We start from the raw sequence: 26,338 nt of genomic DNA on the forward strand, positions 1-26,338 counted from the left end.
CGTCCTCACTTCGAACTGTGCGTCATTCTCCCCGCCATCCCCGTTCTGTGCGTCAAACTTCCCGGCTGCGGGAACTTTGACGCACAGAACGGGGGAACCCGACGTGTTTGGCGCACAGAACGGGGGAGGGGTCAGCGGGCGAGGGCGCTGATGTACTCCTGCGACGGGGCTTGGCGGTCGCGCTCGGGCTTGGCCGCCTGCCAGCTCCGGATGCCGCCGGTCAGATTCCGGACATCGAAACCACGGAGGCGGAGCATGCGATAGGCGAAGTACGACCGTTGACCGGAGAAGCAGTGGATGATGATCCGCTTGTGGGGAACGAGCTCGTCGATCCGGTCGCGCAGTTCGTCGAGCGGGATGTGGATCGAACCCGGGATGCTGCTGGTCGCCCGCTCCGAGGCGCTGCGCACGTCGAGGAGCACGGTGTCGTCGTCGAGATGGTCGACCTCGTACCAGTGGGCGATCTCGACGTCGTCGTTGACGATGTTGCGTGCGGCCATGGCGAGCAGGTTGACCGGGTCCTTCGGGGCGCCGTAGGCCGGGGCGTAGCAGAGCTCGAGCTGGGCGACGTCGTCGACCGACAACCCGCCCTGAATGGCAGTGGCGAGTACGTCGAGCCGACGAGCAGCCGACTCGTCGCCGACCACTTGGGCGCCGTAGATCGTCCCGTCCTCGGCCGAGAACACGAGCTTCATGTCGAGCATCTTGGCGCCCGGGTAGTAGCCGACATGGGAGAGCGGATGGACGTGCACGGTCTCGAAGGCGATGCCGGCTCGGCGTAGCAGTCGCTCGCTCAGGCCCGTGGCGGCGATCGTCAGGTCGAACACTCGCACGATCGCCGTGCCCCATGTGCCGCGGTACCGAGACGGCCGACCCATGACGTTGTCGGCGGCCACCCGGCCCTGACGGTTGGCCGGCCCGGCGAGCGGGATCAGCGACCAGTCCTGGGTGACCGGATTGCGGACCTCGATCGCATCGCCGACGGCCCAGATGTGGGGATCGTTGGTGCGCATGTGCTGGTTCACGCGGATGCCGCCGAGGTCACCGACGTCGAGCCCGCAGTCCCGGGCGAGGGCGACCTCGGGCTTGACACCGAGGCTCAGCATCACGAGGTCGGTCGGGACTCGGTCGCCGTTCGACAGCACGAGCGTGGAGGCCGCGGCATCCTCCCCCTCGGCCGGCTCCTCGAACGCCACGACCGTCGTGTCGACCCGAACGTCGATCCCGTGGTCTTCGAGCTGCCGCTGCACCCAGAAGGCCATGTCTTCGTCGATCGCCCCCATGACCTGGGGTGCCGCTTCGATCACGGTGACCGACATGCCGAGACTCGTGAGTTGCTCGACCATCTCGAGGCCGATGAACCCGGCCCCGACGACGGTGGCGTGCTTCGGCTTGATGGTGTTGTTCCAGTTGATGACGGCGTCCATGTCGGGGATCCACCGCAGGGCGAAGTTGCCGGGTCGGTCGATGCCGGGGATGGGCGGGCTCACGGCGCCGGCGCCAGGCGCGAGCACGAGGTCGTCGTAGCTCTCGGTGTACACCTCGCCGGAGATGAGGTCCTTGATCTCGACCGTGCGGTGTTCCCGATCGATCGACAGCGCTTCGGTCTGGGTTCGCACGTCGAGGCCGAAGCGGTTCTTCAGCCCCTCCGGTGTCTGGACGAGCAGGTCCTCACGCCGCTCGATCTCTCCGCTGATGTGGAAGGGAAGGCCACAGTTGGCATAGGAGACGAAGCTGCCTCGCTCCAGCACGATGATGTGAGCGTCCTCGGACAGCCGACGAGCTCGAGCCGCCACGCTCGCCCCGCCGGCAACGCCTCCGACGATGATGACCTTCTTGGGTTCGGACATGGCGACGACGGTACGCACATTGTCCGTACATTCACTAGGGGCGTTGGTCCCGGTCCTCCCGTTCTGTGCGTCATTCTCACCGCCACCCCCCGTTCTGTGGGTCAGAGTTCCCGCAGCCGGGAAGTTTGACGCACAGAACGGTGATCGCGAGGTGTTTGACGCACAGAACGGGGCGACCGAGGGGCTGAGTGAGGTGCGGTGGGAGGGGTCAGTTGACGGCGCGTTGGGCGTCGGACCAGTAGCGGGCGCGGAGGACCTTCTTGTCGGCCTTGCCGACGGCGGTGAGCGGCAAGGCGTCGACGATCTCGACCGTCTTCGGTGCGTACACCGGGCCCTTGCGTTCCTTCACCAGCGCCGTGAGCGCGGCCGGGTCGACGGTGGCGCCGGGCTTGGCGACCACGAGGGCGGTGACCGCTTCACCCCACTTGTCGTCGGGGACCCCGATGACCGCTGCTGCCGAGACCGACGGGTCGGAGGTCAGCACGTCTTCGATCTCGCGGGGGAACACGTTGAACCCGCCCGACACGATCATGTCTTTCTTGCGGTCGACGATGGTGATGAACCCGTCGGCGTCGACGGTGGCCATGTCGCCGGTGTGGAGCCATCCGTCGATGATCGTCTCGGCGGTGAGCTCGGGCTGCTTCCAGTAGCCGGTCATGACGGTTGGCCCCTGCACGCAGATCTCGCCCGCTTCGCCGGGCGCCACGGGCTGGTGGTTGTCATCGAGGACCTCGACCCGGTTGCCGGGCATCGGCATGCCACACGACGTGAGGCGCACCAGATCGTTCACGTCGTGCTGTGAGCGCCAGAAGGCGGTGGCGGTACCTGCACATTCGGTCTGCCCGTACAGCTGGGCGAAGACCGGACCGATCCGCTCGATCGCCTCGACCAAACGAGTGGGCGACATCGGCGAGGCCCCGTACATCACGGTTTCGAGGGTGGACAAATCGGCGAACTCGAGATCGGGGTGGTCGAGCACGGCGTAGATCATCGTGGGCACGAGCAGGCTGAGGGTGATGCTCTCGTCGGCGATCGCCTGGAGCCAGTTGCCCGGGTTGAACCCGGCCTGGAGCACGACCGTGCCACCCGCCATCATCGTTGGCACCACGAGCATTCCGGCGGCGTGGCTGATCGGTGCGACCGCCAGATAGCGACGCTCGGCGGGGAGGTCCCAGCCCACCGACACGCTGAAGGTCATCTGGGCCAGGCCACGTTCGGTGAGCATCGCCGCCTTCGGCACCCCGGTGGTGCCGCCGGTGTAGAGCAGCCAGGCGATGTCGTCGGGCGTGTGTGGTCCGGCGTCGAGCGGACCCGGCTCGATCGATTCGAGCGCCGGAGCCAGCTCCTCGCCGGTCGCCTGATCGGTTGGGCCGAGGTAGAAGACCTGTTCGAGGCCCGGGCAGCGGGCGAGCAACTCGGCACCGCGTGCGGCGTAGGCCGGGTCGACGAAGAGGAACTTCAGTTCGGCATCGTCACAGGAATAGATGTGGTCGTCGAGTGATCCGAGCGGGTGCAGCGCCGTGTATCGGCCACCGGCGAACGCCGGCGCCGTCTGGGCGAGCCAGACCTCGGCCCGGTTCGGCGACAACACGCCGACACCCTCACCGTGCTGGAGCCCTCGCGAACGCAGGAGCGACACCCACTGGCTGAGCGCATCGGCGGTTTCACGGTAGGTCCAGGTGCGATGAGGGTCGATGAACAGCTGACGATCGGGGAATCGCCGAAGGACGTTGAGGACGACCTGGGTGTACGTTGCGCCGGTTGGTTGCGAGGTGGTGGCCATGCCCACTGTTTAGAACATCCGGTCGACGCTCGTCATGTGTTCGGCCCGCAACCCCCTGGGTCGGGCAACCGTCGGCGACCAGCGGCCATCATGGGGCCGAGCAGGCGACCCCGCGCCAGCCGGAGGAGCACATCGTGAGCCAGCCCAACTTCGTCGTCATCATCGCCGACCAACTGCGCGCCGACGCGGTGGGAGCGTTCGGGTCCGAGCTGGCTTCGACCCCGAACATCGACGCCCTCGCCGCACGCGGTGCTCGATTCACGAACGCCTTCGTCCAGCACACGGTCTGCTCGCCGAGTCGAGTTTCGTTCCTCACCGGCTGGTATCCCCACGTCCATGGATTCCGGAGCCTCACGAACCTGCTCCGGCCCGAAGACCCGAATCTGTTGAAGACGCTGAAGCAGAGCGGCTATCGAGTGGCGCACGCTGGAGCACGTGGCGACACCTGGGCACCGGGTGCCACCGAGGTCAGTTGCCACGAGTACGGGTGGGCCGAGCCGCCCACCGTGTCGATGATGAGCGCGATGCAGGAACTCGACCACGACGACCCGATGGCGAGGGCGTTCTACGTCGGCGAGAGAGACGGCGACAACGACTTCGACGAGGCCGCGGTCCGCTCCGCCGAAGCATGGCTCGATCGCCGGCCGACGGACTCGCCGTGGATGCTCTACGTCCCGTTGATCTTCCCCCACTGTCCTTTCGGCGTGGAGGAACCGTGGTTCTCGATGCACGATCGCGCCGCGATGCCCGAACGTCGCCCTCACGTGCAATCGGGACACGAGCCCGCCTACATGCAGCATCTGCGCAACACCTACGGCACCGATCGCCTCACCGACGAGCAGTGGCGTGAGATCGCCGCCACCTACCACGGCATGGTGTCGCGGCTCGATTGGCATGTCGGGCGCCTGGTCGCCGCCCTCGGTGATGAGCCCGATACCCATGTCATCTTCTTCAGCGATCACGGCGAGTACCTCGGCGACTACGACCTGATCGAGAAGTGGCCGTCGGGGCTCCACGACTGTCTCGCCCGTGACCCGTTCGTCATCGCCGGCCCGTCTGTCGCACCGGGCGTCGTGGTCGATCAGATGGTCGAGATGGTGGATCTGGTCCCCACGGTCCACGAGCTGGCCGGTATCGAAGCGGACTACACCCACTTCGGTCGCAGCCTCGTCCCTCTGCTCGACGGGAGCGACGCGCCGCACCGCGAGTTCGCGTTCACCGAAGGTGGCTTCCTCGTGGCGGAGGAGCCCCTCCTCGAGCGGCCCGCGTACCCGTACGACCTCAAGGGTCGGGCGCAACACGACCGGCCCGATGCCGTTGGCAAGGCAGTGGCCATCCGCTCGAAGGACTGGACCTACGTCTGGCGTCTCCACGAGCCGCCCGAGCTCTACGACCGACACGCCGATCCCGAAGAGCTGCACAATCTGGCCGGGCTGGCCGATCACGCTCCGACCGAGCACGACCTCCGCGACGAGTTGTTGCGGTGGCTGGTGGCGACGGGCGACGTCGTGCCATGGAATGCCGACCCGCGGTTCCCCACGATCGACCTCCCCACCACCGGTTCGAACGGAGCCTGACATGACCACTTCATCACCCGTGAGCGCTGCCACCGCCGGTGCCCTCGCAACCATCGAGGTCGACGGGATGGTGTTCCGTGATCTGGACCACGATGGTCGACTCGCTCCCTACGAGGATTGGCGGCTTCCCACCGCCGAACGGGCCGACGACCTCCTCGCTCGGATGACGACCGACGAGAAGATCGGCACGCTGCTCCATGGGAGTGCCTTCTCGGTCGGGCCGCTCGGGGCAATCGGCGTGGGTGACCACTATGACCTCGATGCGCTGAAGCCGCTCGTGCACGACGACGCGATCACCTCGATGATCTGCCGGCTCGGTGCTGCGCCTCCCGCACTGGCCGAGGAGAACAACCGCCTCCAGGTACTTGCTGCCGAGGGACGGTTGGGAATCCCGATGACCGTGAGCAGTGACCCGCGCCACCACCTCGGCGAGGTGATCGGCGCCAGCGTCGCCGTCGACGGCTTCACCATCTGGCCCGAGACTCTCGGCCTCGCTGCGCTGAGAGACGCCGACCTGGTCCGCCAGTTCGGTGACTGTGTGCGAGCCGAGTACCGAGCCGTCGGCTTCCACATGTCGCTGGCCCCGCAGGCCGACCTGGCCACCAATCCGCTGTGGTCTCGCATCGCCGGCACGTTCGGCGAGAACGCCACCCTTGCCCGTGAGCTCGTCGGGGCCTACGTGGAGGGCGTGCAGGGCGGCCGGTCGGGCGCGGGACGCGACGGCGTGGCCGCCGTCGTGAAGCATTGGGTGGGCTACGGCGCCGCCCGCGATGGATTCGACGGCCACAACCACTACGGACGGTTCTCTGCCTTCCCGGCCGCCGCCTTCGACGATCACGTCGACGCGTTCCGGGATGCCTTCGACGCAAAGGTGGCCGGTGTCATGCCGACTTACAACATCCTCGAAGGACTCGAACTCGACGGTGAACCGGTCGAACCGGTCGGCGCCGGGTTCAACCGGCAGCTCATCGACGGGCTGCTGAGATGTGGGCTTGGCTTCGACGGACTGGTGCTGTCGGACTGGGCGATCACACGCGACCTCACCGACTCGGGGCGCACTGGTGAGCCACCGCAGACCCCGGCCGACATCGCGATGCCGTGGGGTGTCGAGGACCTCAGCCGCACCGAGCGATTCGCCGCGTGCATCAATGCCGGTGTCGATCAGATCGGTGGCGAGGACGATCCTGCCCCGTTGCGCCAGGCGGTTGCCGACGGACTGATCTCGCTCGAGCGCCTCGACGCCGCCGCTCGGCAGGTGTTGGTGGTGAAATTCGAACTCGGGTTGTTCGACGACCCGATCGTCGATGTTGCCGCCGTCGACGCCGCCATTCGCCGGCCCCACGACGCCGCAGCCGCCGCCACCGCCGAGCGTCAGGCCCTCGTCATGCTGACCGGCGACCGCCAGCCGCTCATCGGGCGGAGCGATGTCGTCCTCGCGGAGGGCGAGCTGGCCGACGCGCTTGCCCGGCGCGACATCGAAGTGACCGACGACGTGGCGAAGGCCACCCGTGCGGTCGTCCAGGTTCGGGCGCCGCGGCGGATGCTGCACCCGGGTTTCTTCTTTGGTTCCCGCCAGGCCGAGGGCGACCTCGATTTCGATCCCGCCGACGCCGACTGGCAGCGACTCGACGGCTTGCTGGACCGGGTCCCGACCACTGTCGTGGTCCACCTCGACCGACCTGCCGTCCTCACCCAGCTGAGCGATCGGGCGGCGGCGGTGTTCGGCGAGTTCGGGGTCTCGGCCGACGCACTCGCCGACGTGCTCACCGGTGTCGAGACCGCCATTGGGCAGCTGCCCTTCCAGCTCCCAGCGTCGATGGCCGTGGTGAACGCCTCGCCGTGCGATCAGCCCGGTCGCGACGAGGACGCGCTCTTCCGCTACGGCCACGGAGGCGGAGGGGCGCCAAGCGCCTGACCGCCACGCACGGCGCGGAACGTCGCAGTAGGGTCGCGTCAACTTCTCGGGGGAGGGGAGATGGCACGACTGTCACGCAGTGTCGATTCGTTGGGGGCCGGTCGGGTCAGACGCGGCGACCCGGGCGCGATCAGATCGACTCGTGACGAGTTCCTGGGCGCCTCGGCACCCGACACAAGCCTCGACGCCGTCCGGGGCGACATCGCCACCTCCTGGCGACGGTCTCGCCGCATGGGAGTCGAGCCGGACAGCGTCGAGGTGCCGTATGACGACGCCGTCCCCACTCCTCACCGATTGCTCGATGCTGCCGTGCCGGTCATCGAGCAGCTGGTCTCGCAGCTCACCGACACCTCGGCAACCATCCTGTTGGCCAACAGCGAGGCGCACATCGTGCAGCGCTGGGCCTGTCGATCGTTCCTGCCAACGCTCGATCGCTACAACGTCGCCCCCGGCTTCTCGTTCGCCGAGCACGGCGTCGGAACGAACGGCATCGGCTGTGCCGCCGAGGAGAAGCGGTTGTTCGAAGTCCGGGGACCGGAGCACTTCCGCGAGTGCCTCCAGTCGCTGGTGTGCGTGGCGGCGCCCATCGTGCTGCCCACGACGAACGTCGCCCAAGGCGTCCTGAATGTCACCTGCAGCGTCGACGAGGCCACGCACCTGCTTCGACCGCTGCTGCAACATGCGGTCGCCGACATCGAGCGCCGTCTGCTCGAGGCGTCGTCGCTGCGGGAGCGGACCATCCTCGACGCCTACCTGACCCGATCGAGGCGAACACCGCACGGTGTCATCGCCGTGAGCTCCGACCTGGTGATGGCGAACGCTGCGGCCGAGGCGCTGGTGCCGCCTGCGGACCGATTCGTCCTCTGGCAATGGGCGCTCGACGCCCTGTCCACGCGAAGCGAAGCGAGTCGGGTATTCGCCTCCGAGCAATCGGGCGACCTCACCATCACCGCATCGGCCATCGGCGATCAGCGGCCGCCGAGTGCGGCGCTGCTCGAGGTTCGGAGTGTCGCTGCTGACGGCGAGCGTCCGGCTCGCCGGGTGATCGATCACGATCCGCTGTCGAGCGTGATCATCGGTCGGTCGCGAGCGTCCAACCAGCTCCGGCGGGCGGTGCGTTCCGCCATCGTCGATCAGCCTCATGTCGTGGTCGTCGGCCCCGACGGTGCCGGGCGGAACTTCGTGGCGCGGGCAGTCGCCGGGGGTGGCCGACCTGACGGAGCGACGCCGGTCGTGCGATCCGCTGCAGAGCTCGAAACGATCGATGGCGGCTCCGTCGTCGCTCGCTCGGTCGGTCGCTGGCCGATCGATCAGGTCGAGGAGTTGCTTGCCGTCGCCGATGCCCGATCGCTGCGGGTGGTCGCCACTGCCGATGAGTCGGCCGACGCCGCGCCGGCGGTGCGCTGCTTTGGTCACCGGGTCGAGGTGCCATCCCTCGAGCGGAGAATCGACGACCTCCCGCTGCTGACCGCAACGTTGATGGCAGAACTGTGTGAGGGACGCCGGCGCGAGGTCCGGCCCGATGCCATGGCCGCGCTGCTCCATCACTCCTGGCCCGGCAACGTCAGCGAGCTGCGTTCGGTGTTGGCCGTGGCGTTGGCGGCCGCCGGCGACATGGACCTCTCGGTGTTCCACCTGCCGGATTCGTTCCGTCAACGCAACGTCACCGACCGCTGGACCGCGATCGAGTTGGCCGAGCGTGAGGCGATCATGCGGGCGTTGCACGAGCACGAGGGCAACAAGGTGGCGGCGGCCGCGGCTCTCGGACTCGCCCGTTCCACGCTCTATCGCAAGATGCGGACCTTCCAGATCGACGTCGCTTGACCGGGCGGGTGTAGCGAATTCGGACACTCACCGCGGGCCGACGTGATCGATGATGGGTGTTATGACGTCCGTCACATCGAAGGAGTATTTGCTATGTCCCGTCTGAAGTTCGGCATCTTCATGGCCCCGTTCCATCCGATGGCGGGGCAGAGTCCCCTCGCCGGCTACCAGCGGGATCTGGAAGTGATCCAGCTGCTCGATCGGCTCGGCTACGACGAAGTCTGGGTGGGCGAGCACCATTCGGCCGGCACCGAGACCATTCCCGATCCCATGTCGTTCATCGCGTTCTGCGCGCCCCAGACTCGCCACATCAAGCTGGGCACCGGCGTGCTTTCGCTCCCGTATCACAACCCGCTATGGGTCGCCGATCGAGCGCTTTTCCTCGACATGCTGCTGCGCGGCCGTTTCATGCTCGGGCTCGGACCGGGGGCACTTCCCGGCGACGCCGGCATGATCGGCATCGAGGTCGAGGAGCAGCGGAACGCGCTCGAGGAGGACACCGACGTCCTGATGCATCTGCTCCGCAGCGACGAGCCGCTCACGGTGGAGACCCCGCGCTACAAGCTGCGCAACGCCCGTTCTCAGTACTCGGCCTACAGCGACTTCGACATCGGCGTGGCCGCCATCGCCTCGCCGACCGGGCCTCGCATCGCCGGCAAGCACGGTATTGGCCTGCTGTCCATCGGTGCCACGGCGGCCGGCGGGTTCGATGCCCTCGCCCATCACTGGGACGTGATGGAAGCCCGGGCGGCGGAGTTCGGCACGGTCGCCAATCGCGACAAGTGGCGGCTCGTCGGTCCGATGCACATCGCCGAGACCAAGGAACAGGCGATCGAAGACGTGAAGTACGGCCTCAATGATTGGGCGCACTACACCCAGAAGATCCTCGCCGTCCCGCACTTCCGGGCCGCCGGTGAGACCTTCGAGGAGCGAGTCGATTGGGTCAACGAGTCCGGGCTCGGGGTGATCGGCACACCCGACATGGCGATCGATCAGATCGACCGCCTGATGAAGCAGTCGAATGGCGGGTTCGGCAGCTACCTGCTCATGCACCACGAGTGGGCTCGACCGGATGCTGTCCATCGCAGCTACGAGCTGATCGCGCAACACGTCGCCCCCAAGTTCCAGGGATCGGCCAACCGCCTGCAGCTGGCGGAGCAGACGGCGATCGGCGAGTGGGAGGAACTCGGCGATCGTGTCGAGCGCGCCGTGCAGGACGCGACCGACCGACACTTCGGTCAGCCGGCGGCGAACTGAGCGATGGTGTTGCGGTGGCCGGGCGCATGCGCCCGGCCACCGACGGTCGACCTCAGACCTCGAGCGACAGCGTCTCGACGATGTCGTCGACCGAGGTGGCGATCGACAGGTCGAAGGTGCCCGCCTCGAGCTTCCACTCACCGTCCCAGTGCATGAAGGCGCGGCGCGGAATCGTGATGGTGGCCGAGGTGGACGCACCGGCGTCGGCGCGGACCGTGGTGAAACCGACGAGCCAGCGGACGGGGCGGTCGACGGCCGACGAGGGACGCGAGGCGTAGACCTGGACGACGTGCTTGCCGGCCCGGTCGCCGGTGTTCGTCAGCGGCACGGTGACCGTGGTGGTGTCGCCATCGTCGGCCAGCGACGCGGGGCCGACGAGCCACGTGGTGTAGCCGAGACCGAAGCCGAAGGGGTATGCCGGTGCCGTGCCGGCCTTCAGCCAGGCCCGATAGCCGATGTGGATGCCCTCGGCGTACTCGATGCCGTCGTCGACCGGCGTGACATCGAGGACCGGGACGTCGTCCTGCGTCGCCGGCCAGGTGGTGGGAAGGCGACCACCGGGCTCGGCGGCGCCGGTGATGACATCCGCCAGGGCGTTGCCATACTGCTGGCCGCCGAACCAGGTGAGGGCGACTGCTGCCACCTCGTCTCGCCACGGCATCGCCACCGGCGACCCGGCGTTGACGATCACGATCGTGCGGGGGTTGGCGGCGGCGACGGCACGGACCAGATCGTCCTGGCGGCCCGGCAGGTCGAGGCTCGACCGGTCGTAGCCCTCGGACTCGACCTTGGCGTTGGTGCCGACGACGACGATGGCGACATCGGCTGCCGCCGCCGCTGCGGCGGCTTCCGCGATCAGCTGGTCGTCGTCGACGACCGGGGGCTCGACACCCAGCGTGATGCTCATCGCCCCAGCCAGGGCACTCATTTCGAGCGGGCGGTGCTCCAAACGGAAGTCGATTGGCTGACCGGCGACGGCATCGACTTCGACCGTCATCGACGGCGGAGCGAGGAAGGCGGCGCCGAGGTCGTTGCCGACCGGATGGGCCTGCTGTTCATCGACGAGTTCGTCGTTCACGAAGATGCGGGCCGTGCCCACGACGGCGCAGCCGATACGGGCCTTGCCCGTTTCTTCCGGGGTCCACTGCGTGGCGAAATCGAAGGTCTTCATCTGTCCGACCGGAGCATCGCCGCCGAAGTAGACGAGCGCCCCGGCGAAACGGTCCTCGGCGAACAACTCGTTGCCGTCGGCGTCGAGCATGCGGACGTGTGCGCCCGGCCCACCGGTGATCGGGTTGGTCATGGAACCGGGAGGGAACTCGGCAACGCCCTCTTGCACGATCGCACCGCGCGAGTAGGTGATGGCAGCGTCGGGGAAGGCGGCGCGGATGCCGTCGAGCGGCGAGACCACCGATTCGGGGATGACGGTGGCGCTCCCCCCGCCCTGCGTGCGAGCGAGGACGGCGTTGTGGCCGATCACCGCCACCGACGACACGGTGCCGGGTACGACCGGGAGCGCACCTTCGTTGCGCACCAGCACGGTGCCTTCGATCTCGGCCTCGCGTGCGAAGGCGATGCCGTCGATCGGCGTTGGCGTGGCCGGCGGATCGAAGTCGGCGAGGGCGCCAACACGAGCGGCGAGCAGCAGCAGGCGGAGCACCTTGCGGTCGACGGCAGCTTCGTCGATCTCGCCATTGCGTACCGCCTCGACCAGTTTGGCGCCCCACGGACCCTTCGGCCCGGGCATCACGAGATCCTGTGAGTATCGCGCCGAGTCGAGCGAACGAACGGCGGTCCAGTCGCTGACGACCACGCCGTCGAAGCCCCACTCGGAGTTGAGCGGGGTTTCGAGCAGTTCGTTCTCGGTGGCCGTGGCGCCGTTGATCGAGTTGTAGGCGCTCATGACCATCCAGGCACGAGCCTCGGTGATGGACTTCTCGAAGGCGAGAAGATAGAGCTCGCGCAGGGCTCGGTCCGACACGGTGACATCGGCAGTGAACCGTTCGGTCTCGAAGTCGTTGGCGACATAGTGCTTCGGCGTGGCGCCGACGCCGTTGTCCTGCACGCCGTGCACATAGGACGCAGCCAGTTCGGCAGTGAGGAGCGGGTCTTCGCTGAAGGCCTCGAAGTGGCGACCGCCGAGCGGCGAGCGATGCAGGTTGATGGTCGGGCCGAGCACGACGTCGACGCCCTTGCGGCGCGCCTCATTGGCCGACACCGTTCCGTACCGATAGGCCGCGTCGAGGTCCCACGACGACGAGAGCGCTGTGGCCGACGGGAGATTGATCGACGGTGAGCGCTCGTCCCAGGTCGGGCCGCGCACGCCGCTCGGGCCGTCGGAGACGACCATGCTGCGCAGGCCGATCTTCTCGATCGGCCAGGTCGACCAGAAGTCCTGGCCGGTGAGGATGAGCACCTTCTCCTCGAGATCGAGCTGGGCGAGCAAGCCGAGCAGCGCTTCGTTCTCGACGCCGTTCGCCGGTGTGCGGTCGTTTGCCTGGGACACGGGTCTTCCGTTCTGTTCGTGGTGCGTGCGAGAGGCGCGCCCGATTGCTCGGTCACGATATCAAATACCTACCGACAGTAGGTATTCGGCTAGCATGTCGTGATGGTCGGTCCGACTCGATACGCAAAGGGCGAGGCGAAGCGGCAGGAGATCCTCGAGGTCGCCCTGTCGTTGATCGCCGAGCAAGGGTTCCGGGGGTCGACCTTGCGGGAGATCGCGCAAGCGGTCGGGCTCAGCAATGCCGGGGTCCTGCACTACTTCGCATCGAAGGAGGACCTCTTCGCCGAGGTGCTGCGACTACGCGACGCGTCCTACTCGACCGCATCGACGGCTGACTCGGTCAGACTCGACGACTTCGTCTCCACGATCTCGGCGAATGCGGATGTTCCCGGGCTCGTGCAGCTGTACGTGTCGTTGTCGGCCGAGGCCACCCACGCCGAGCACGGTGCGCACGACTTCTTCGCCGCTCGCTTCGAGCGGGTCGGCGTCATGCTGAGCGACGCCATCGCGCAGGCGATCGAGCAGGGGGCCGTCAGGTCCGACATCGACCCCGAACGTCTGGCTCGCCTCCTCATCGCCGCCGCCGATGGCCTTCAGACCCAGTGGTTGATTCGTGGCGATGTCGACATGGCCGACCACGTGGCCTACCTGTTGTCGTTGGTCGCCCCCTGAGGCATCACGAGACGGGGGCCCTCGATTCGAAGACGTAGGGATCGAGCGTCGACTGGGCGGCCATGCGGTACTTGTGCCAGCGTCCGCCGCCGTAGTACGCCAGGCTGCCGGGCTCGGCGTCGCCGTGACCGTTGTAGTAGGAGATGCAGTCTCGCAGCGGGGCCGTGGCGATGTCGGCTTGCCGGCAATGCTCGGCGTAATCCTCTTCGGGTTGTTTCTCGATGTCGACCACGTCGGCGCCGCGCTCGCGCATCGTCGTGAGCATCCATGCCACGTAGTCGGCGTGCTGCTCGATGGCATCGGTGAAGTTGAAACTGCCGCCGCCTCCCTGCGGTCCGGTGACGATGAACAGGTTCGGGAAGCCCTGGCTGTGGAGTCCGAGGAAGGTCTTGGTGCCCTCGGACTGCCATTTCTCGCTGAGCGTGCGACCGTCGCGGCCGGTGATCATGTTGAACGTGGAGGTGGCCATCCATTGGAAGCCGGTGGCGTAGATCAGTACGTCGAGTGGGAACTCGATGCCGTCGTGGACGACACCATGCTCGTTGATCCGGCGGACGCCGAGCGGAGCGGTGTCGACGAGCGTGACGTTCGGCCGATTGAACGTCGGGAGGAACTCGTCGTGGAAGGTCGGCCGCTTGCACCCGTAGGGGTAGTACGGCTTGAGCGCTTCGGCCGTCGCTGGATCCTCGACGATGGCGTCGATCCTGGCCCGAATCTGCTCCATGATCCGGAAGTTCGTGTCGAGCTGTTTCTCGACCATCTCTTCGGGGGAGAGGCGACGCTCGTGTTCCTTGCGCTCCTTGAAGTCGGTGACCTTGCCGGCCAGGTAGTCGTCGTTGGCCTTGATCGCCGTTCTGCCGGCCGAGATCTTGGAGAACCGGGCTCGACGGGCCCGAGCCCAGCCCGGCTCCTTCGCCCACTGGGCGATCTCTTCCGGCGTGGTGGCTCGCTGGTCTCGAACGTCGATGGTGGACGGTGTGCGCTGGAAGACGAACAGCTCACCGACCACCTTCGCCAGTTCGGGAATGACCTGTACGGCCGTGGCGCCGGTGCCGATGATGCCGACACGCTTGCCCTCGAGATCGATGTCGTAGTTCCACCGTGAGGTGTGGAAGGCATCACCCTGGAAGGTCTCCATGCCCTCGATGCGTGCCAGCTTCGGACTGGTGAGGATGCCGTTCGCAAGGATGACGATGCGGGCTCGCATGGCGTCGCCCCGATCGGTGTGGACCGTCCAGCGAGCGGCGTCTTCGTCCCAGTCGGTTCGCTCGACGGTCGTGTGAAAGAGGCAGTGGTCGTAGAAGCCGAAGCGCTCCGCCATCTGCTGGCAGTACTCGAGGATCTCGAAGCCCGAGGCGAACTTCATCGCCGGGACGTACTCCATCTCCTCGAGCAGTGGGAGGTAGCTGTAGGCCTCGACGTCGCAGGCCACGCCGGGGTACCGATTCCAGTACCAGGTGCCGCCGACGTCGCCGCCCTTCTCGCAGAACCGGACGTCGGTGAAGCCGGCCTCGCGCAGCTTGTACCACAGCAGCAGACCGGCGAACCCGGCGCCGACCACGACGATGTCGCATTCGTCGGTCAACGCCTCTCGCGGCACCGGGTCGGCGGAGTAGACGTCTTCGAGGTAGCTGGCGAACTCGCCCTCCATCGCCATGTAGTCGGCGTTGCCTCGCCGAGCCTCCTTGAACTCGCGGTACTTGGCCTGCTCCTCGGCGTTGAACTTCGCTCCGGCCGGTTGGGGTGGGAGCTCTTTGAGCTTGTCGTCGTCGATGACCGAGTAGCCCTTGCCGGCGATGCGCTCGTTGGCCTTGGCGGCTCGGGTGGCGAAGATCTTGCGTCCGGTGGTCGGGTCGATCGAGATGGACATGCGACGTCTCCTCACGGGTGGGGGAGCGGTGGTGGCGACCTGCTCCCTCGGCTTGGGCGACGCTACCTCGCAGGCCCCGGCCGATCCCAATGTCGGCGCGGGTGACCGAAGCCTCTGGGCCCGCCCGTCGTCGTGTCGCACGATCGCCGTGTTGGTCGAGGTGCGTCGTCGGCGACGCATGAATGAGGTGGAGTGTGATGGAAACGACGAGGCATGCCGGGAGCACCGTGATCGTCACGGGTGCCGGTTCGGGTATCGGGCGAGCGACCGCGGTGCAGTTCGCCGGCGAAGGAGCGCGGGTGGTGGCGTGCGACGTGAATGACGAGGGGTTGGCGGCGTTGGCCGAGGAGTTGACCGCGTCGGGGGCGGTGTTCGAGACGGTGCACTGCGACGTGAACGACCAGGTTGATGTCGACGCCTTGGTGGCGGTTGCCGGTGAACGGATCGACGTGCTGGCCAACGTCGCCGGGATCATGGATCACTTCCTCCCGCTCGGCGAGGTCGACGACGCGACCTGGGACCGAGTCCTCGGCGTCAACCTCACGGGTGTGATGCGTCTCACCCGCGCCGTGCTCCCGCTCATGGAAGCGGCAGGCTCAGGTGCGGTGGTGACGGTCGCGTCGGAGGCGTCGCTTGGTGCCGGCGCATCCGGCGTGGCGTACACCGCGTCGAAGCACGGTGTCCTGGGGGTCGTCCGGCACGTGGCCTTCTTCTACGGGCCGAAGGGAATTCGCTCGAACGCCGTGCTCCCGGGTGGCGTCGAGACCGGCATCGGAGCGACCGCCGCTCCGCAGAGCCCGTGGGCGATCGAGCGGGCGATGGCGAAGATCGCCACCAGCGGCCCACCGGCGCAGCCGGAGCAGATCGCCACGGTGGTGTCGTGGCTTGCGTCCGCCGAGGCATCGAACGTCAACGGTGCGATCGTGACCGCGGACGGGGGTTGGTCGGCGGCGTAGAAGGGTCACCCCGTTCGGTGGTCTGCCGAACAGTCCGGTTCGTCAGTCGATCCAGTATCGGCGGACGAGTTGGCCGTCGCCGTCCTCGACGACGTCGACCAAACGTCCGCCGGCGCCCTCGATGACGACGGCCGACGCAGTGTTGTCGTCATCGCAGACCAGCAGGGCCGACTCGACCCCGACGGAGCGAGCGACGATCAGGCTCTGGGCGAGGATCTCGGTGGCGTAGCCGTTGCCGCGATGCTCGGGCACGACGCAGTAGCCGATGTGGCCGCCCTCACGACGCAGGAAGTCGTTCAACTCGTGCCGGATCGATGAACGCCCGACGATCTCACCGCCAACGACAGCGACCAAAAACGTCGCCGGGACGAGGTGGTCGGGAAGATCGTGGCCGCAGCGCTGGCGTTCCAGTTCGGCGAGATAGTCGGCGAACGGCATCCCGGGGGTGTACCCGAGGCCGAGTAGGTAGTCGGTGGTGGCCCGGTGGGCGGCATCGAACGCCGGACCGTCGTCGATGGTGAGGCGACGGAGGCGGAGCGCAGACCCGGGTTGGGTCGAGGGCGAGGGCATCGGGCAACCGTAGCGACCGATGCCAGTGTGCTGCCGGGAGTTCCGGCCGCCGATCGGGCGGCCGGAACTCGCCGGAACCGCTCAGTTCTTGGTGTCGGTGATGGCGTCTTCGACGGCGTCGGCGGCGGTGTCGACCACGTCGGTGGCCGCCTTGGCAGCGGCGTCGGTGTCGATGGTCTCGCTGAGATCGATCTCGGTGTCGTCACCGGTCGCAGCGTCGCCGGGGGCGAGATCGCCGAGCTTGTTCTCGACGGTGGAGGTGACCTTGGTGATCTTGTCGGAGTACTTCCCGCCGGTCTTCTTGTCGATCATCTCGCCGACGTTGCCGAGCTGATCGGTGATCTTGGAAGAGTTCTTGGTGAGCAGTGCCTTGGCTTGGTCGAGGAACTTCATGATGATGCCTTCGGTCGTGACGACGGGAACGCATGACAATCTACGTGCGATGAGTTGCCGCGGCGACGGTCGCTCCCAAGTGGAACAAACCGTTCACAATTCTCTCCGCGAGCCCCGTCGTCCACTGCATCACCTGGAGCGTGCACAAACTCTCGGCTCTGGAACCCACCGCTCGCCATCTCTCGGCTCTGGAGCCCAGAACCGGGCTCGGCAGCCGACCGTTCGCTGAGTGTGGGCTCGACAGCCGAGGGTTGGCGTTGGTGGCGAGTCCGATGCCAATGGAGGGCTCCTCCGGAACTGAACAGGGTGATGCGAAATTGTCATGATCGACGGAATCCCGCAGCAGCGGGGGCTTCGAGCGTTCTCCGTGGGACATATCACTCGAAATGGTCATGAGTTCTGGCGCACCCTGGGTGAGGACTGTATGGTCTTCCCCGGTCTTGACATGTGACATCCGTCGCACACCACGAAGGCTGCCGAGGAAAGGGAAGCTGCATGCCAATTCTGGACGTATCCGATATCACCGTCAGATTCGGTGGCATCGTTGCGTTGTCCGAACTGTCCTTCGGTATCGAGGAAGGCCAGATCTGTGGCCTCATCGGTCCGAACGGCGCCGGCAAGACGACCTTGTTCAACGTGGTCAGCCGGATCTACGACCCCACCGAGGGATCGGTCACGTTCAATGGTGAGGATCTGCTGGCGCTGGCGCCGCACGAGATCAGCACCAAGGGCGTGTTCCGCACCTTCCAGAACCTGGCGCTCTGGCCGGGTCTCTCGGTCCTCGAGAACGTGATGGTCGGTGGGCATTCCCGCAGCAAGGCTGGATTCGTGAAGTCGATCCTCGGGGTTGGCACCAAGACCGAGGAAACCATGCTCAAGGAGCGGGCCTACGCCGCCCTCGAGGAACTCGATCTCCATCAGTTCGCCTTCCACCCCGCCGCCGGCCTGCCGTTCGGCACGCTCAAGCGCATTGAGCTGGCCCGAGCCCTCATCGGTGAACCCAAGTTGCTCATGCTCGACGAGCCGGCCAGCGGCCTCACCCACAGCGAGGTCGATGAGCTGGCCGACGTGATCAAGCAGATCCGTGACTCCTACAACCTCACCGTGCTCCTGGTCGAACACCACATGCGCATGGTGATGGCGATCTCCGAGAAGATCGTGGTGATGAACTTCGGTCAGAAGATCGCTGACGGCGACCCCAACGTGGTGCGCAACGACCCGCACGTGATCGCGGCCTACCTCGGAGGAACCGCAGCATGAGCGATGTGATGCTCGAAGTGAAAGACCTGCGCGCCAACTACGGCCAGGTCACCGTGCTGCGAGGCCTCGAACTCCAGGTGAAGAAGGGCGAGGTGTGCGTGATCCTCGGCGCCAACGGCGCCGGCAAGACCACCACCTTGCGCTCGATCTGCAACATGCCGGTGGTGTCGTCGAGCGGCACCGTGATCGTCGATGGCGTCGACGTCTCCAAGGCTGACGCCGGCGAGATCGTCGGCCACGGCGTGGCCCACGTGCCGCAGGGCCGGGGTACGTTCCCCGAACTCTCGGTGATGGACAACCTGCATCTCGGCGCCTACATCCGCAAGGACAAGAAGGGTGTCCAGGAAGACATCGACCGCTGGCTCACCTACTTCCCCGTGCTCGGCGAGCGCCGGGAGCAGGCGGCAGGATCGTTGAGTGGTGGCGAGCAGCAGATGCTTGCGGTGTCCCGGGCGCTCATGTCGCGACCCAAACTGCTGCTCCTCGACGAGCCGTCGTTGGGTCTGGCCCCGATCATCATCGAGAACCTGTTCGGCACGTTTGCCGAGATCAATGCCGAAAGCGGCACCACGATGCTCGTGGTCGAGCAGAACGCCAACCTGGCGCTCTCGATCGCCAACCGGGCCTACGTGCTCGAGACGGGTGAGATCACCCTGAGCGGCGACGCCGCCGAACTCAGAGACAACCCCGCCATCCAGGAGGCCTACCTCGGTGCTTGACCTCGTCCGAACCCCAACCATCCCAGGAGCGAACTGACCATGGCACTCTTCCTCCAACGCGTCATCGATGGATTGTCGAACGGAGCAATCTTCGCCGTCGTCGCCATCGCCCTGGTGCTGATCTTCAAGGCCACCACGCTGATCAACTTCGCCCAGGGCGAGCTGGCCATGCTCGGTGCCTTCCTCTTCTACGTCTTTGCGGTGCAAGCGTTCGAGTTGCCGCTGATCGTGGCGGCCATCATTGCCATGGCGCTGTCATCGCTCTTGGGCGTGACGATCGAACGGGTGCTGGTTCGCCCGTTCGATCCGCAAGACCACTTACCTGTGGTGCTGATAACCCTTGGCATCTTCTACATCGTGAATGCGGTGGCCGGTGATGTCTGGAACTATGAGTCCCGAGCGGTGCCGAGCATCTTCCCCAACGGGTTCGACGACTTCGTCTCGGTAGGGGGCGCTCGCATCTTCTACGACTCGATCGGCATGATGGTGGGCCTCGGCCTCATGTACCTGGCGGTCTACCTCATCCTCAACAAGACCAAGATGGGTCTGGCCTTCCGGGCCGTGTCGTCCAACACCGAGTCATCTCGACTCGTCGGGATCCGGGTCGGTCGCATCCTCAGCTTCGGCTGGGCGGCGGCCTGTGCCTTTGGCACGCTGGGCGCCATCCTCGTGGCTCCCCGCCTCACCCTGCACCCGAACATGATGGCGCCGATCCTGGTCTACGCCTTGGCCGGGGCCGCCTTCGGTGGACTCGACTCGATCGGTGGTGCGGCCATCGGTGGCATCGTCGTCGGCCTGATCAACAGTGTCGGGCTCGGCTACCTCACAGGATTCGAGCCCTTCGAGGCCTTCCGGGCGACGCCACTGGTGCCGCCGGTGATCCTGTTGCTGACCGTCTTGTGGTTCCGACCCTCCGGGATGTTCGGCACCAAACGAATCGAACGAGTGTAGGGAGGAACGAGACATGGCTTTGGTTGTTCAACAAGGAAGCTCCCAGCACCGCAATCTCAAGATCGCGGGCTATGGCCTGCTCACCGTGGTGCTGCTCATTGCACCGATCATTCTCCCCGAGTTCCAGGTCGGTCGTCTCAATCGAGCGATCGCCATCGCCACCGCCGTCCTCGGCCTGAACTTGGTCGTCGGTTTCTCGGGTCTCCTGGCACTCTGTCAGTCGGCCTTCATTGCCATCGGTGCGTTCGTCTGCGCCACGCTGGTGCACGAGAGCAACTGGGACTACTGGATGACCGTCCCGTTCGCAATGTTTGCGGCATTCCTGTTCGGGCTGTTGCTCGGTGTTCCGGCGCTGAGGATCAAGGGCTTGTATCTGGCCATGGCTACGGTCGCCTTCGCCGCAGCCTTCCCGAGCCTCACCAAGCTCGAGTTGTTCGGCATCGCACGGCGGACCGGTGGCGCCAATGGACTCAAGATCAATGAGGCCATCGTTCCCACGAGTGTTGCTGAAGGCCTCGGGTTCAGTGTCGACAAGCCCTTCCAGTATCGCTACTACTGGATCCTGCTTTTGGCGGTGCTGTGCTTCGTTGGTGTGGCCAATCTGCTGAAGAGTCGCCCCGGCCGAGCCGTCGTTGCCATTCGCGACAACGAGACCGGTGCGGCCGTGAGCGGCGTCGACATCCGACGGGTGAAGGTCATCAACTTCGGTCTCAGCGCCGCCATTGGCGGTCTGGCCGGCGTGATGTACGCCATGAACACCGGCTTCGTCGCCGAGACCAGCTTCACCTTCGTGCTCATGGTCGACCTGCTGGTCGCCCTGGTCATTGGTGGTGTCGCCACCATCCAAGGCCCGATCTTCGGTGCGTTGGTCGTGGTGTTCGTTCGGGAGTTCACCAAGAACATCTCGATCCCGCTCGGCTTCTACACCCTCGACGGCGACGGACCCCTGTCGCAGGCCATCTTCGGCATCATCCTGATCGCGGTGGTGTTCTTCGCTCCGCACGGCATCGCCGGCTTCGTGAAGAAGTACTCGCCTCGGTTCGTTCAGGTCATTCCCACGCCTCCGACCGGTGGTGCCACTGCGACGACGGCCCGCACTTCGGCCGCCGACCTCGAGGTCGCCGCCCAGTAGGCGACGGCACAAGTTCGTGCTCCGGTAGCTTGCCGGGGCCACATGCGAAAGCAAGCCATTCCAATGAGGAGAGACACTTCCATGAACAAGTCCACACTGATGCGAGCGCTGGCGATGCTCTTCGCCTTGTCGCTTGCGGCTGCCGCTTGCGGTGGCTCCAGCTCTGATGGGGCCAGCGCCGGCTCCGACGAGGGAACGAGCGAAGGCGAATCGGGCGGCGAAGGCGGCGACCTCGGTGGTGTCGATGAAGACGCAGCCAAGGAGGCCATTTCCGGCTCCGGCGACACGGAAGGCGAAGGCGAGACCGAGGAAGAGACCGAGCCTGCGGCCGAACTCGCCTCGATCGAAGACTACGAGGCCCTGTGGGCCGAGCAGCGCGCCGCGATCGTCGAAGACATCAAGGCCAACGGCTACGGCGTCGACGACGCCGGCATGCTGACCGGTCCTGGTGGCTGGACCGCCGACCTGTCGGGCTGCCCCGCCGAGTGGAGCGATACCGAAGGCATCGTCGACGGCACCATCACCCTTGGTCTTTCGATCGCCCAGTCCGGCACCCTCGCCGCCTACGGCAACATTGCCACCGGTATGGAGGCCTACTTCAACTACGTGAACGACAACGGCGGCATCGGCCCTGACGGTCTGCAGGTTGCCCTCTCGGTGAAGGACGACGCCTACGACGCCGCCCTCACCCAGGAGTACGTCGAGGAATTCCTCGGTTCGATCAAGCCGTTCAGTGTCCAGACGCTCGGTACCCCGAATACCTTCTCGGTGCGTGACCGCCTGAACGACGCCTGTGTGCCGCACCCGATGGCCCTCACCGGCCACCCGGCGTGGGGCGATCCGCAGGGTTACCCCTGGACCACCGGTCTCCAGCTCAACTACTTCACCGAGGGTGTGCTGTGGGCAGGCTGGATCGAGGCCAACATGGCTGATCAGGCGCCCGTCAAGGTCGCCGCCCTCGTGGCTGACAACGACTTCGGCCTCGCCTACGAGGCCGGCTTCATGAGCGCCGCCGAAGGATCCGACGTGATCGATCCCGACGTCGAGCTCGTGCGCCACGACGCGGCAGCCGCCACGCTGACCAACGAGATCACCACGCTGGCTGCGGCCAACCCGGCGGTCTTCATCGCCATGACGGCTGGCGCTCCCTGCACCATCGCCTTCCAGGAAGCGGCTCGTGCCGGCATCGTCGAGACGGCGGAAGCTGTCTGGGCACCGTCGGTGTGCGCCACCGCTTCGTTCCTCGGCCCGGCCGAGGATGCAGCCGACGGCTGGCTCGCCCTCGGCGGTGGCTGGAAGGACATGGCCGACGAGAACTTCCGTACCAACGACGTCTACGTCAAGTGGGCAGTCGAGACCATGGACGCCGCCGGTGCTGACAGCACCATCGGCCTCGTCGGCACCGGCTTCGGTGAGTTCGGCTGGCCCCACATCCAGGCCCTGCAGATTGCTGCAGAGCTCGATGGCGGCGTCACCCGTACCAACTACATGATTGCGCTTCGTGCCCTCGACATGACCCACCCGGCTCTGCTCGAAGGCGTGGCCTTCTCCAACAACGGCGCCGAAGACGCCTACCTGGTCGAAGGTACGCAGATCAACAAGTGGAACGCTGCGACCCAGAGCTCGGAGCAGATCGGTGATGTGATCGACCTCAACGGGTCGTCCGGCACCTGCTCCTGGACCGAGTCCGGCTGCGCCTGATTCCCGTCGTTGCCTGACAACAAGTAACTGACAGCGGCGTGTGGCCGGTGGAGCCGAGTGCTCCACCGGCCACCGCCATTTTTCGACCATCCCCCGGACACCTATGGAACTGCTGATCCAACGGCTCTTCGACGGCCTCTACAACGGGGCGATCTATGCCGCGTTGGCACTGGCACTCGTTGCGATCTATCGATCGACCAACCTGCTCAACTTCGCCCAGGGCGAGATGGCCATGCTCTCGGGCTACATCACGCTCGTCCTCGTGTCGCCGCCGACCGCGATCGGAGCGTCGGGCGTCGTCGCCGGCACGTCGCTCGCCTCCTACCTGCCCGGTCATCCCTGGCCGGCCTGGGCGGCCGTGATCGGCGCCGTCGTGTTCGGCGCGGTGCTCGGCATCGTGATCGAGTTCGTGTGCATCCGGCCGATCCAGAACCGCTCGGACCTCACCAAGATCAACGTCACCATTGGTCTGCTGGTGTTGCTCAACGGCATCACCGTGGCGATCTGGAAGACCAACAGCCGCGCGTTGGCCAGTCCATTCCCGGACGGCGTCGACGATCGGTTCATCGTCGCCGGCGCCCGGCTTCGGTACAGCAGCCTGGCGGTATGGGCCGTCCTGTTGGTCGTGGTGCTCCTGCTCGGATTGCTGCTGCTCAAAACCAAAGCAGGATTGGCGTTCCGAGCCATCACCTCCAACCCGGCATCGGCCCAGCTCGTCGGGGTGTCGGTCGGGCGCACTACCGCCCTCGGATGGGGGGTGGCCGCGGGGATCGGGGCGATGGCCGCCTCGCTGATCGGCGGTGCGCTCGTCCTCGAGCCCTTCCTGATGATGAAGCTGCTGATCTTCGGGTTCGCAGCGGCCACGATCGGTGGGCTCGACTCGCCGATCGGAGCGATCGTCGGCGGTGTGATCGTCGGCATGTCGCAGAGCCTCGTGCCGGGTTACCTTGGCGTGCCCACCGAGCTTTCGCTGATCCCGCCACTCGTTGCCATGGTGCTGATCCTGTTGCTGCGACCGTCCGGGCTGTTCGGGAGCAGACGGGTGGTGCGAGTGTGACCACGCTGCTCTCGAGTGTCGGCACCCTGGTCCGGCGAGCGGGCGTGCCCGGTGTTCTGCTCACCATCATCGTGGTAGCGCTCCCGCTGCTCCTCAGCGATCTCCGTCTCAACCAACTCACCCGCCAGCTGGTGCTGGTGCTCGCGATTCTCGGCGTCAGTATGTTGACCGGACGAGCGGGCGTGGTCTCGCTCGGCCACGGGGTGTTCGTCGGCATCGGCGCCTTCGCCACGGCGAGCTCGGCACAGGCCGGTGTACCACTCCTACTTGCGGTGCCGGTCGGCATCGTCGTCGCTGCCGCGTTTGGTGTCATCCTCGGCCTGCCAGCTTTGCGAGTTCGGGGACCGCACCTGGCGCTGATCACGCTGGGCACGGCGTTGGCGTTCGAGCCGCTGGCCAAAAAGGTTCCGGCGTACACGGGGGGATCGAGCGGCATCCGGTTCGACACCTCGTCGTTCGACGCACCCTCGGTGTTCGGTGGGCGCGACGCCACCGCCGAGTGGCACTACGTCGTGTCGCTCCTCGTGATCGCCGGATGGTTCGTGCTCGCCCGGAACCTGAACAACAGTCGTGTCGGCCGTGCCATCCAAGCCACCAACGACAATGAGATTGCCGCCGCAACCTTCGGTATTTCGGCACGCTGGGCGAAGACCGGAGCGCTGGGGATCTCGGCCGCCATGGCGGGAACCGGTGGAGCGCTCTACGCCGTCCTCACCTCGTTCCTCCTGAGCTCGGAGTTCGATGCCCTACTGTCGTTCCGGCTGTACGCCGCGGCCGTACTCGGCGGTGTGCAGTCGCTGGCCGGCCCGATCTACGGCATCATCGTCCTGGTGGTGGTTCCCGAGATCGCCGAGCGGATCTCGTTCCTCGGCAACCAAGACATCGTGTTCGGCCTTGCGGTCGTCCTCGTCACCTTGCTCGCTCCCGGTGGCGCGGCCGAAGCCATCGGCCGACTGCGGAATCTTCGAGGTGGCCGCCGGGTTCGTTGACCATGCGATCGATCGTCGGACGACCACGGATCACGATGTCGACGATCGCTGCTCGGTCGATCGGGTTGATCATGTTGCTGGTCCTGGCTGCGTGCACGGGTTCATCTGGCTCGACCCCATCGATTGCCGACGACCCGACCGACGACGGCATCGTGCTCGAAGCCGCCGAGGTCTTTCTGGCCGATCCGACCGGCGTCGAGACGCCTCGTCTGGTCGAGCTCATCGCCGCCGACGGTGATCATCGCTGGGTGCCCTGGCTGCTCGATCTCCTCCGGCTCAGTGGGAACTCGTTGGTCGACGTTCGGATCGGCGAGGTGTTGGAGGCGATGACCGGCATCCCCAGCGAGGCGCGGATCCCCGACCTGAACCACTACGGCGGGTGGGCCCAGACACTCGGGCTCGATGGTGGCCCCGGCTACCGCGCGTTCAAGGCCGGCACCTACGCCCGGATCGACGAGCGTTTCGGGCCGCTGCTCCTCTCGGTCGAGGACCAGACACAGCTGGCAGCGATCCAGTTCGGTGGTGTGCCGCTCGGCGGGATCCCCGAGCTGAACGACCCCGCCCGGCTCACCGCGCCCGAGGCGACGTGGATGACCGATGACGAGGCGGTGCTGGGTGTCGAAGTCGATGGCGAGGCGGTGGCGTACCCGCTGCGGTTCCTGTCGCATCACGAGCTGGTGAACGACACCGTCGGCGAGACGGATATCGCTGTCGTCTACTGCACGCTTTGCCGGTCGGCGCTCGTCTTCGAGTCGGTGGTCGACGGGCAGAGCTTGCAGTTCCAGACCAGCGGGCTCCTGCTCAACTCCAACAAGATCATGTACGACGTCGAAACCGGAACGCTGTGGCATCACCTCCTCGGTATCGGGATTGGCGGGCCGCTGGCGGGAGTCGAGCTGACGACGCGTCCGGTCCAGCTGGTCGAATGGGCGGACTGGGTCGCCGAGCATCCTGACACCGAGGTACTCGACACACCCGAACCGATCTTCTTCGACGAACTCGAACGCCCACCCATCGCCTACGACTATCGCCCCGGCACGGCCTACCGCAGCTACTACGACAACCCCGATCTGTGGTTCCCGGTGCTCGAGACACCCGGTCCGTTCGACCCGAAGACCGAGGTGGTGGGCATCGACCATGATGGCCGACAGTTGGCGATCGAGTTGGCAGCGCTCGACGGAGCGATCGAGGTCGAGGTTGGCGGCAAGACCTTCACGGTGACGCCGACGGGCCCCGGGGCTGCGGTGACCGACTCGATGGGGTCGCTCGTGGTGAGCGAACAGTCCTTCTGGTTCGCCTGGTACGCCAACCATCCCGACACCGACGTGTGGCAACCGTCGGAGTGAACGTGGCCGA

Annotated in this window: 20 protein-coding genes; 14 read left to right on the forward strand and 6 right to left on the reverse strand. The window is 66.3% G+C overall.

What is annotated here, in order from left to right; all coding sequences use genetic code 11:
• Positions 1-131 precede the first annotated feature (131 nt).
• Both R2733_18480 and R2733_18485 read right to left on the reverse strand, forming a co-directional pair.
• The gene (locus R2733_18480) at positions 132-1,850 is read right to left on the reverse strand and encodes an FAD-dependent oxidoreductase (GenBank protein ID MEZ5378497.1); all 1,719 of its coding nucleotides are present in this window, start codon (positions 1,848-1,850) and stop codon (positions 132-134) included.
• 208 nt (positions 1,851-2,058) lie between these two features.
• Positions 2,059-3,633 carry an AMP-binding protein gene (locus R2733_18485; protein MEZ5378498.1) on the reverse strand — a complete coding sequence of 525 codons (1,575 nt, stop codon included), beginning with the start codon at positions 3,631-3,633 and terminating at the stop codon, positions 2,059-2,061.
• Between the two features lie 134 nt (positions 3,634-3,767).
• Between R2733_18485 and R2733_18490 the strand changes: the two genes are divergently transcribed.
• The 4 genes from R2733_18490 (at position 3,768) to R2733_18505 (ending at position 10,206) form a co-directional block, all read left to right on the forward strand.
• Complete coding sequence (locus tag R2733_18490) at positions 3,768-5,210, forward strand: sulfatase-like hydrolase/transferase (GenBank protein ID MEZ5378499.1); 1,443 nt, start codon at positions 3,768-3,770, stop codon at positions 5,208-5,210.
• Position 5,211: 1 nt separating this feature from the next.
• Positions 5,212-7,125, forward strand: a complete 1,914-nt coding sequence (locus R2733_18495) for a glycoside hydrolase family 3 N-terminal domain-containing protein (GenBank protein ID MEZ5378500.1) — start codon at positions 5,212-5,214, stop codon at positions 7,123-7,125.
• A gap of 231 nt (positions 7,126-7,356) precedes the next feature.
• A complete protein-coding gene (locus R2733_18500) occupies positions 7,357-8,949 on the forward strand; it encodes a helix-turn-helix domain-containing protein (GenBank protein ID MEZ5378501.1) in 1,593 nt (530 codons plus the stop codon).
• Positions 8,950-9,042: 93 nt separating this feature from the next.
• Positions 9,043-10,206 (forward strand): LLM class flavin-dependent oxidoreductase, encoded by a 1,164-nt coding sequence (locus R2733_18505; protein ID MEZ5378502.1) that lies wholly within the window; start codon positions 9,043-9,045, stop codon positions 10,204-10,206.
• Positions 10,207-10,258: 52 nt separating this feature from the next.
• On the opposite strand, the gene R2733_18510 is transcribed toward R2733_18505, so the two are convergent.
• Complete coding sequence (locus R2733_18510) at positions 10,259-12,712, reverse strand: glycoside hydrolase family 3 C-terminal domain-containing protein (protein MEZ5378503.1); 2,454 nt, start codon at positions 12,710-12,712, stop codon at positions 10,259-10,261.
• 102 nt (positions 12,713-12,814) lie between these two features.
• Between R2733_18510 and R2733_18515 the strand changes: the two genes are divergently transcribed.
• Positions 12,815-13,384, forward strand: coding sequence for a TetR/AcrR family transcriptional regulator (locus tag R2733_18515; protein ID MEZ5378504.1), 570 nt, complete (start codon positions 12,815-12,817; stop codon positions 13,382-13,384).
• A 4-nt stretch (positions 13,385-13,388) separates the two neighbouring features.
• On the opposite strand, the gene R2733_18520 is transcribed toward R2733_18515, so the two are convergent.
• Complete coding sequence (locus R2733_18520; GenBank protein ID MEZ5378505.1) at positions 13,389-15,254, reverse strand: NAD(P)/FAD-dependent oxidoreductase; 1,866 nt, start codon at positions 15,252-15,254, stop codon at positions 13,389-13,391.
• Positions 15,255-15,451: 197 nt separating this feature from the next.
• Here R2733_18520 and R2733_18525 point away from each other — a divergent pair, with 197 nt between their 5' ends.
• Positions 15,452-16,210: an SDR family oxidoreductase gene (locus R2733_18525; GenBank protein MEZ5378506.1), complete on the forward strand. Its 759-nt coding sequence runs from the start codon at positions 15,452-15,454 to the stop codon at positions 16,208-16,210.
• A 42-nt stretch (positions 16,211-16,252) separates the two neighbouring features.
• Here R2733_18525 and R2733_18530 read toward each other — a convergent pair whose 3' ends face one another.
• Together R2733_18530 and R2733_18535 are read right to left on the reverse strand one after the other, a co-directional pair.
• Positions 16,253-16,780, reverse strand: a complete 528-nt coding sequence (locus R2733_18530) for a GNAT family N-acetyltransferase (GenBank protein ID MEZ5378507.1) — start codon at positions 16,778-16,780, stop codon at positions 16,253-16,255.
• Between the two features lie 81 nt (positions 16,781-16,861).
• Positions 16,862-17,173 (reverse strand): antitoxin, encoded by a 312-nt coding sequence (locus tag R2733_18535; GenBank protein ID MEZ5378508.1) that lies wholly within the window; start codon positions 17,171-17,173, stop codon positions 16,862-16,864.
• A gap of 495 nt (positions 17,174-17,668) precedes the next feature.
• Between R2733_18535 and R2733_18540 the strand changes: the two genes are divergently transcribed.
• From R2733_18540 to R2733_18575, 8 genes are all read left to right on the forward strand, one after another.
• Positions 17,669-18,433: an ABC transporter ATP-binding protein gene (locus tag R2733_18540; GenBank protein ID MEZ5378509.1), complete on the forward strand. Its 765-nt coding sequence runs from the start codon at positions 17,669-17,671 to the stop codon at positions 18,431-18,433.
• Entirely contained in the window at positions 18,430-19,152 is a 723-nt protein-coding gene (locus R2733_18545; GenBank protein MEZ5378510.1) for an ABC transporter ATP-binding protein, read from the forward strand. Before R2733_18540 ends, R2733_18545 begins: the two co-directional genes overlap by 4 nt.
• A 39-nt stretch (positions 19,153-19,191) precedes the next feature.
• Positions 19,192-20,103 (forward strand): branched-chain amino acid ABC transporter permease, encoded by a 912-nt coding sequence (locus tag R2733_18550; GenBank protein MEZ5378511.1) that lies wholly within the window; start codon positions 19,192-19,194, stop codon positions 20,101-20,103.
• A 13-nt stretch (positions 20,104-20,116) separates the two neighbouring features.
• Positions 20,117-21,235: a branched-chain amino acid ABC transporter permease gene (locus R2733_18555; GenBank protein ID MEZ5378512.1), complete on the forward strand. Its 1,119-nt coding sequence runs from the start codon at positions 20,117-20,119 to the stop codon at positions 21,233-21,235.
• Positions 21,236-21,316: 81 nt separating this feature from the next.
• On the forward strand, positions 21,317-22,936 hold the full coding sequence (locus R2733_18560) for an ABC transporter substrate-binding protein (GenBank protein ID MEZ5378513.1): 1,620 nt from the start codon (positions 21,317-21,319) through the stop codon (positions 22,934-22,936).
• A 103-nt stretch (positions 22,937-23,039) separates the two neighbouring features.
• On the forward strand, positions 23,040-23,993 hold the full coding sequence (locus R2733_18565; GenBank protein MEZ5378514.1) for a branched-chain amino acid ABC transporter permease: 954 nt from the start codon (positions 23,040-23,042) through the stop codon (positions 23,991-23,993).
• The gene (locus R2733_18570) at positions 23,990-24,982 is read left to right on the forward strand and encodes a branched-chain amino acid ABC transporter permease (GenBank protein ID MEZ5378515.1); all 993 of its coding nucleotides are present in this window, start codon (positions 23,990-23,992) and stop codon (positions 24,980-24,982) included. Before R2733_18565 ends, R2733_18570 begins: the two co-directional genes overlap by 4 nt.
• A 35-nt stretch (positions 24,983-25,017) precedes the next feature.
• Positions 25,018-26,328: a DUF3179 domain-containing (seleno)protein gene (locus tag R2733_18575; GenBank protein ID MEZ5378516.1), complete on the forward strand. Its 1,311-nt coding sequence runs from the start codon at positions 25,018-25,020 to the stop codon at positions 26,326-26,328.
• Positions 26,329-26,338: the final 10 nt, after the last annotated feature.

This window comes from Acidimicrobiales bacterium (assembly GCA_041394265.1).
Lineage (GTDB): Bacteria > Actinomycetota > Acidimicrobiia > Acidimicrobiales > SZUA-35 > JBBQUN01.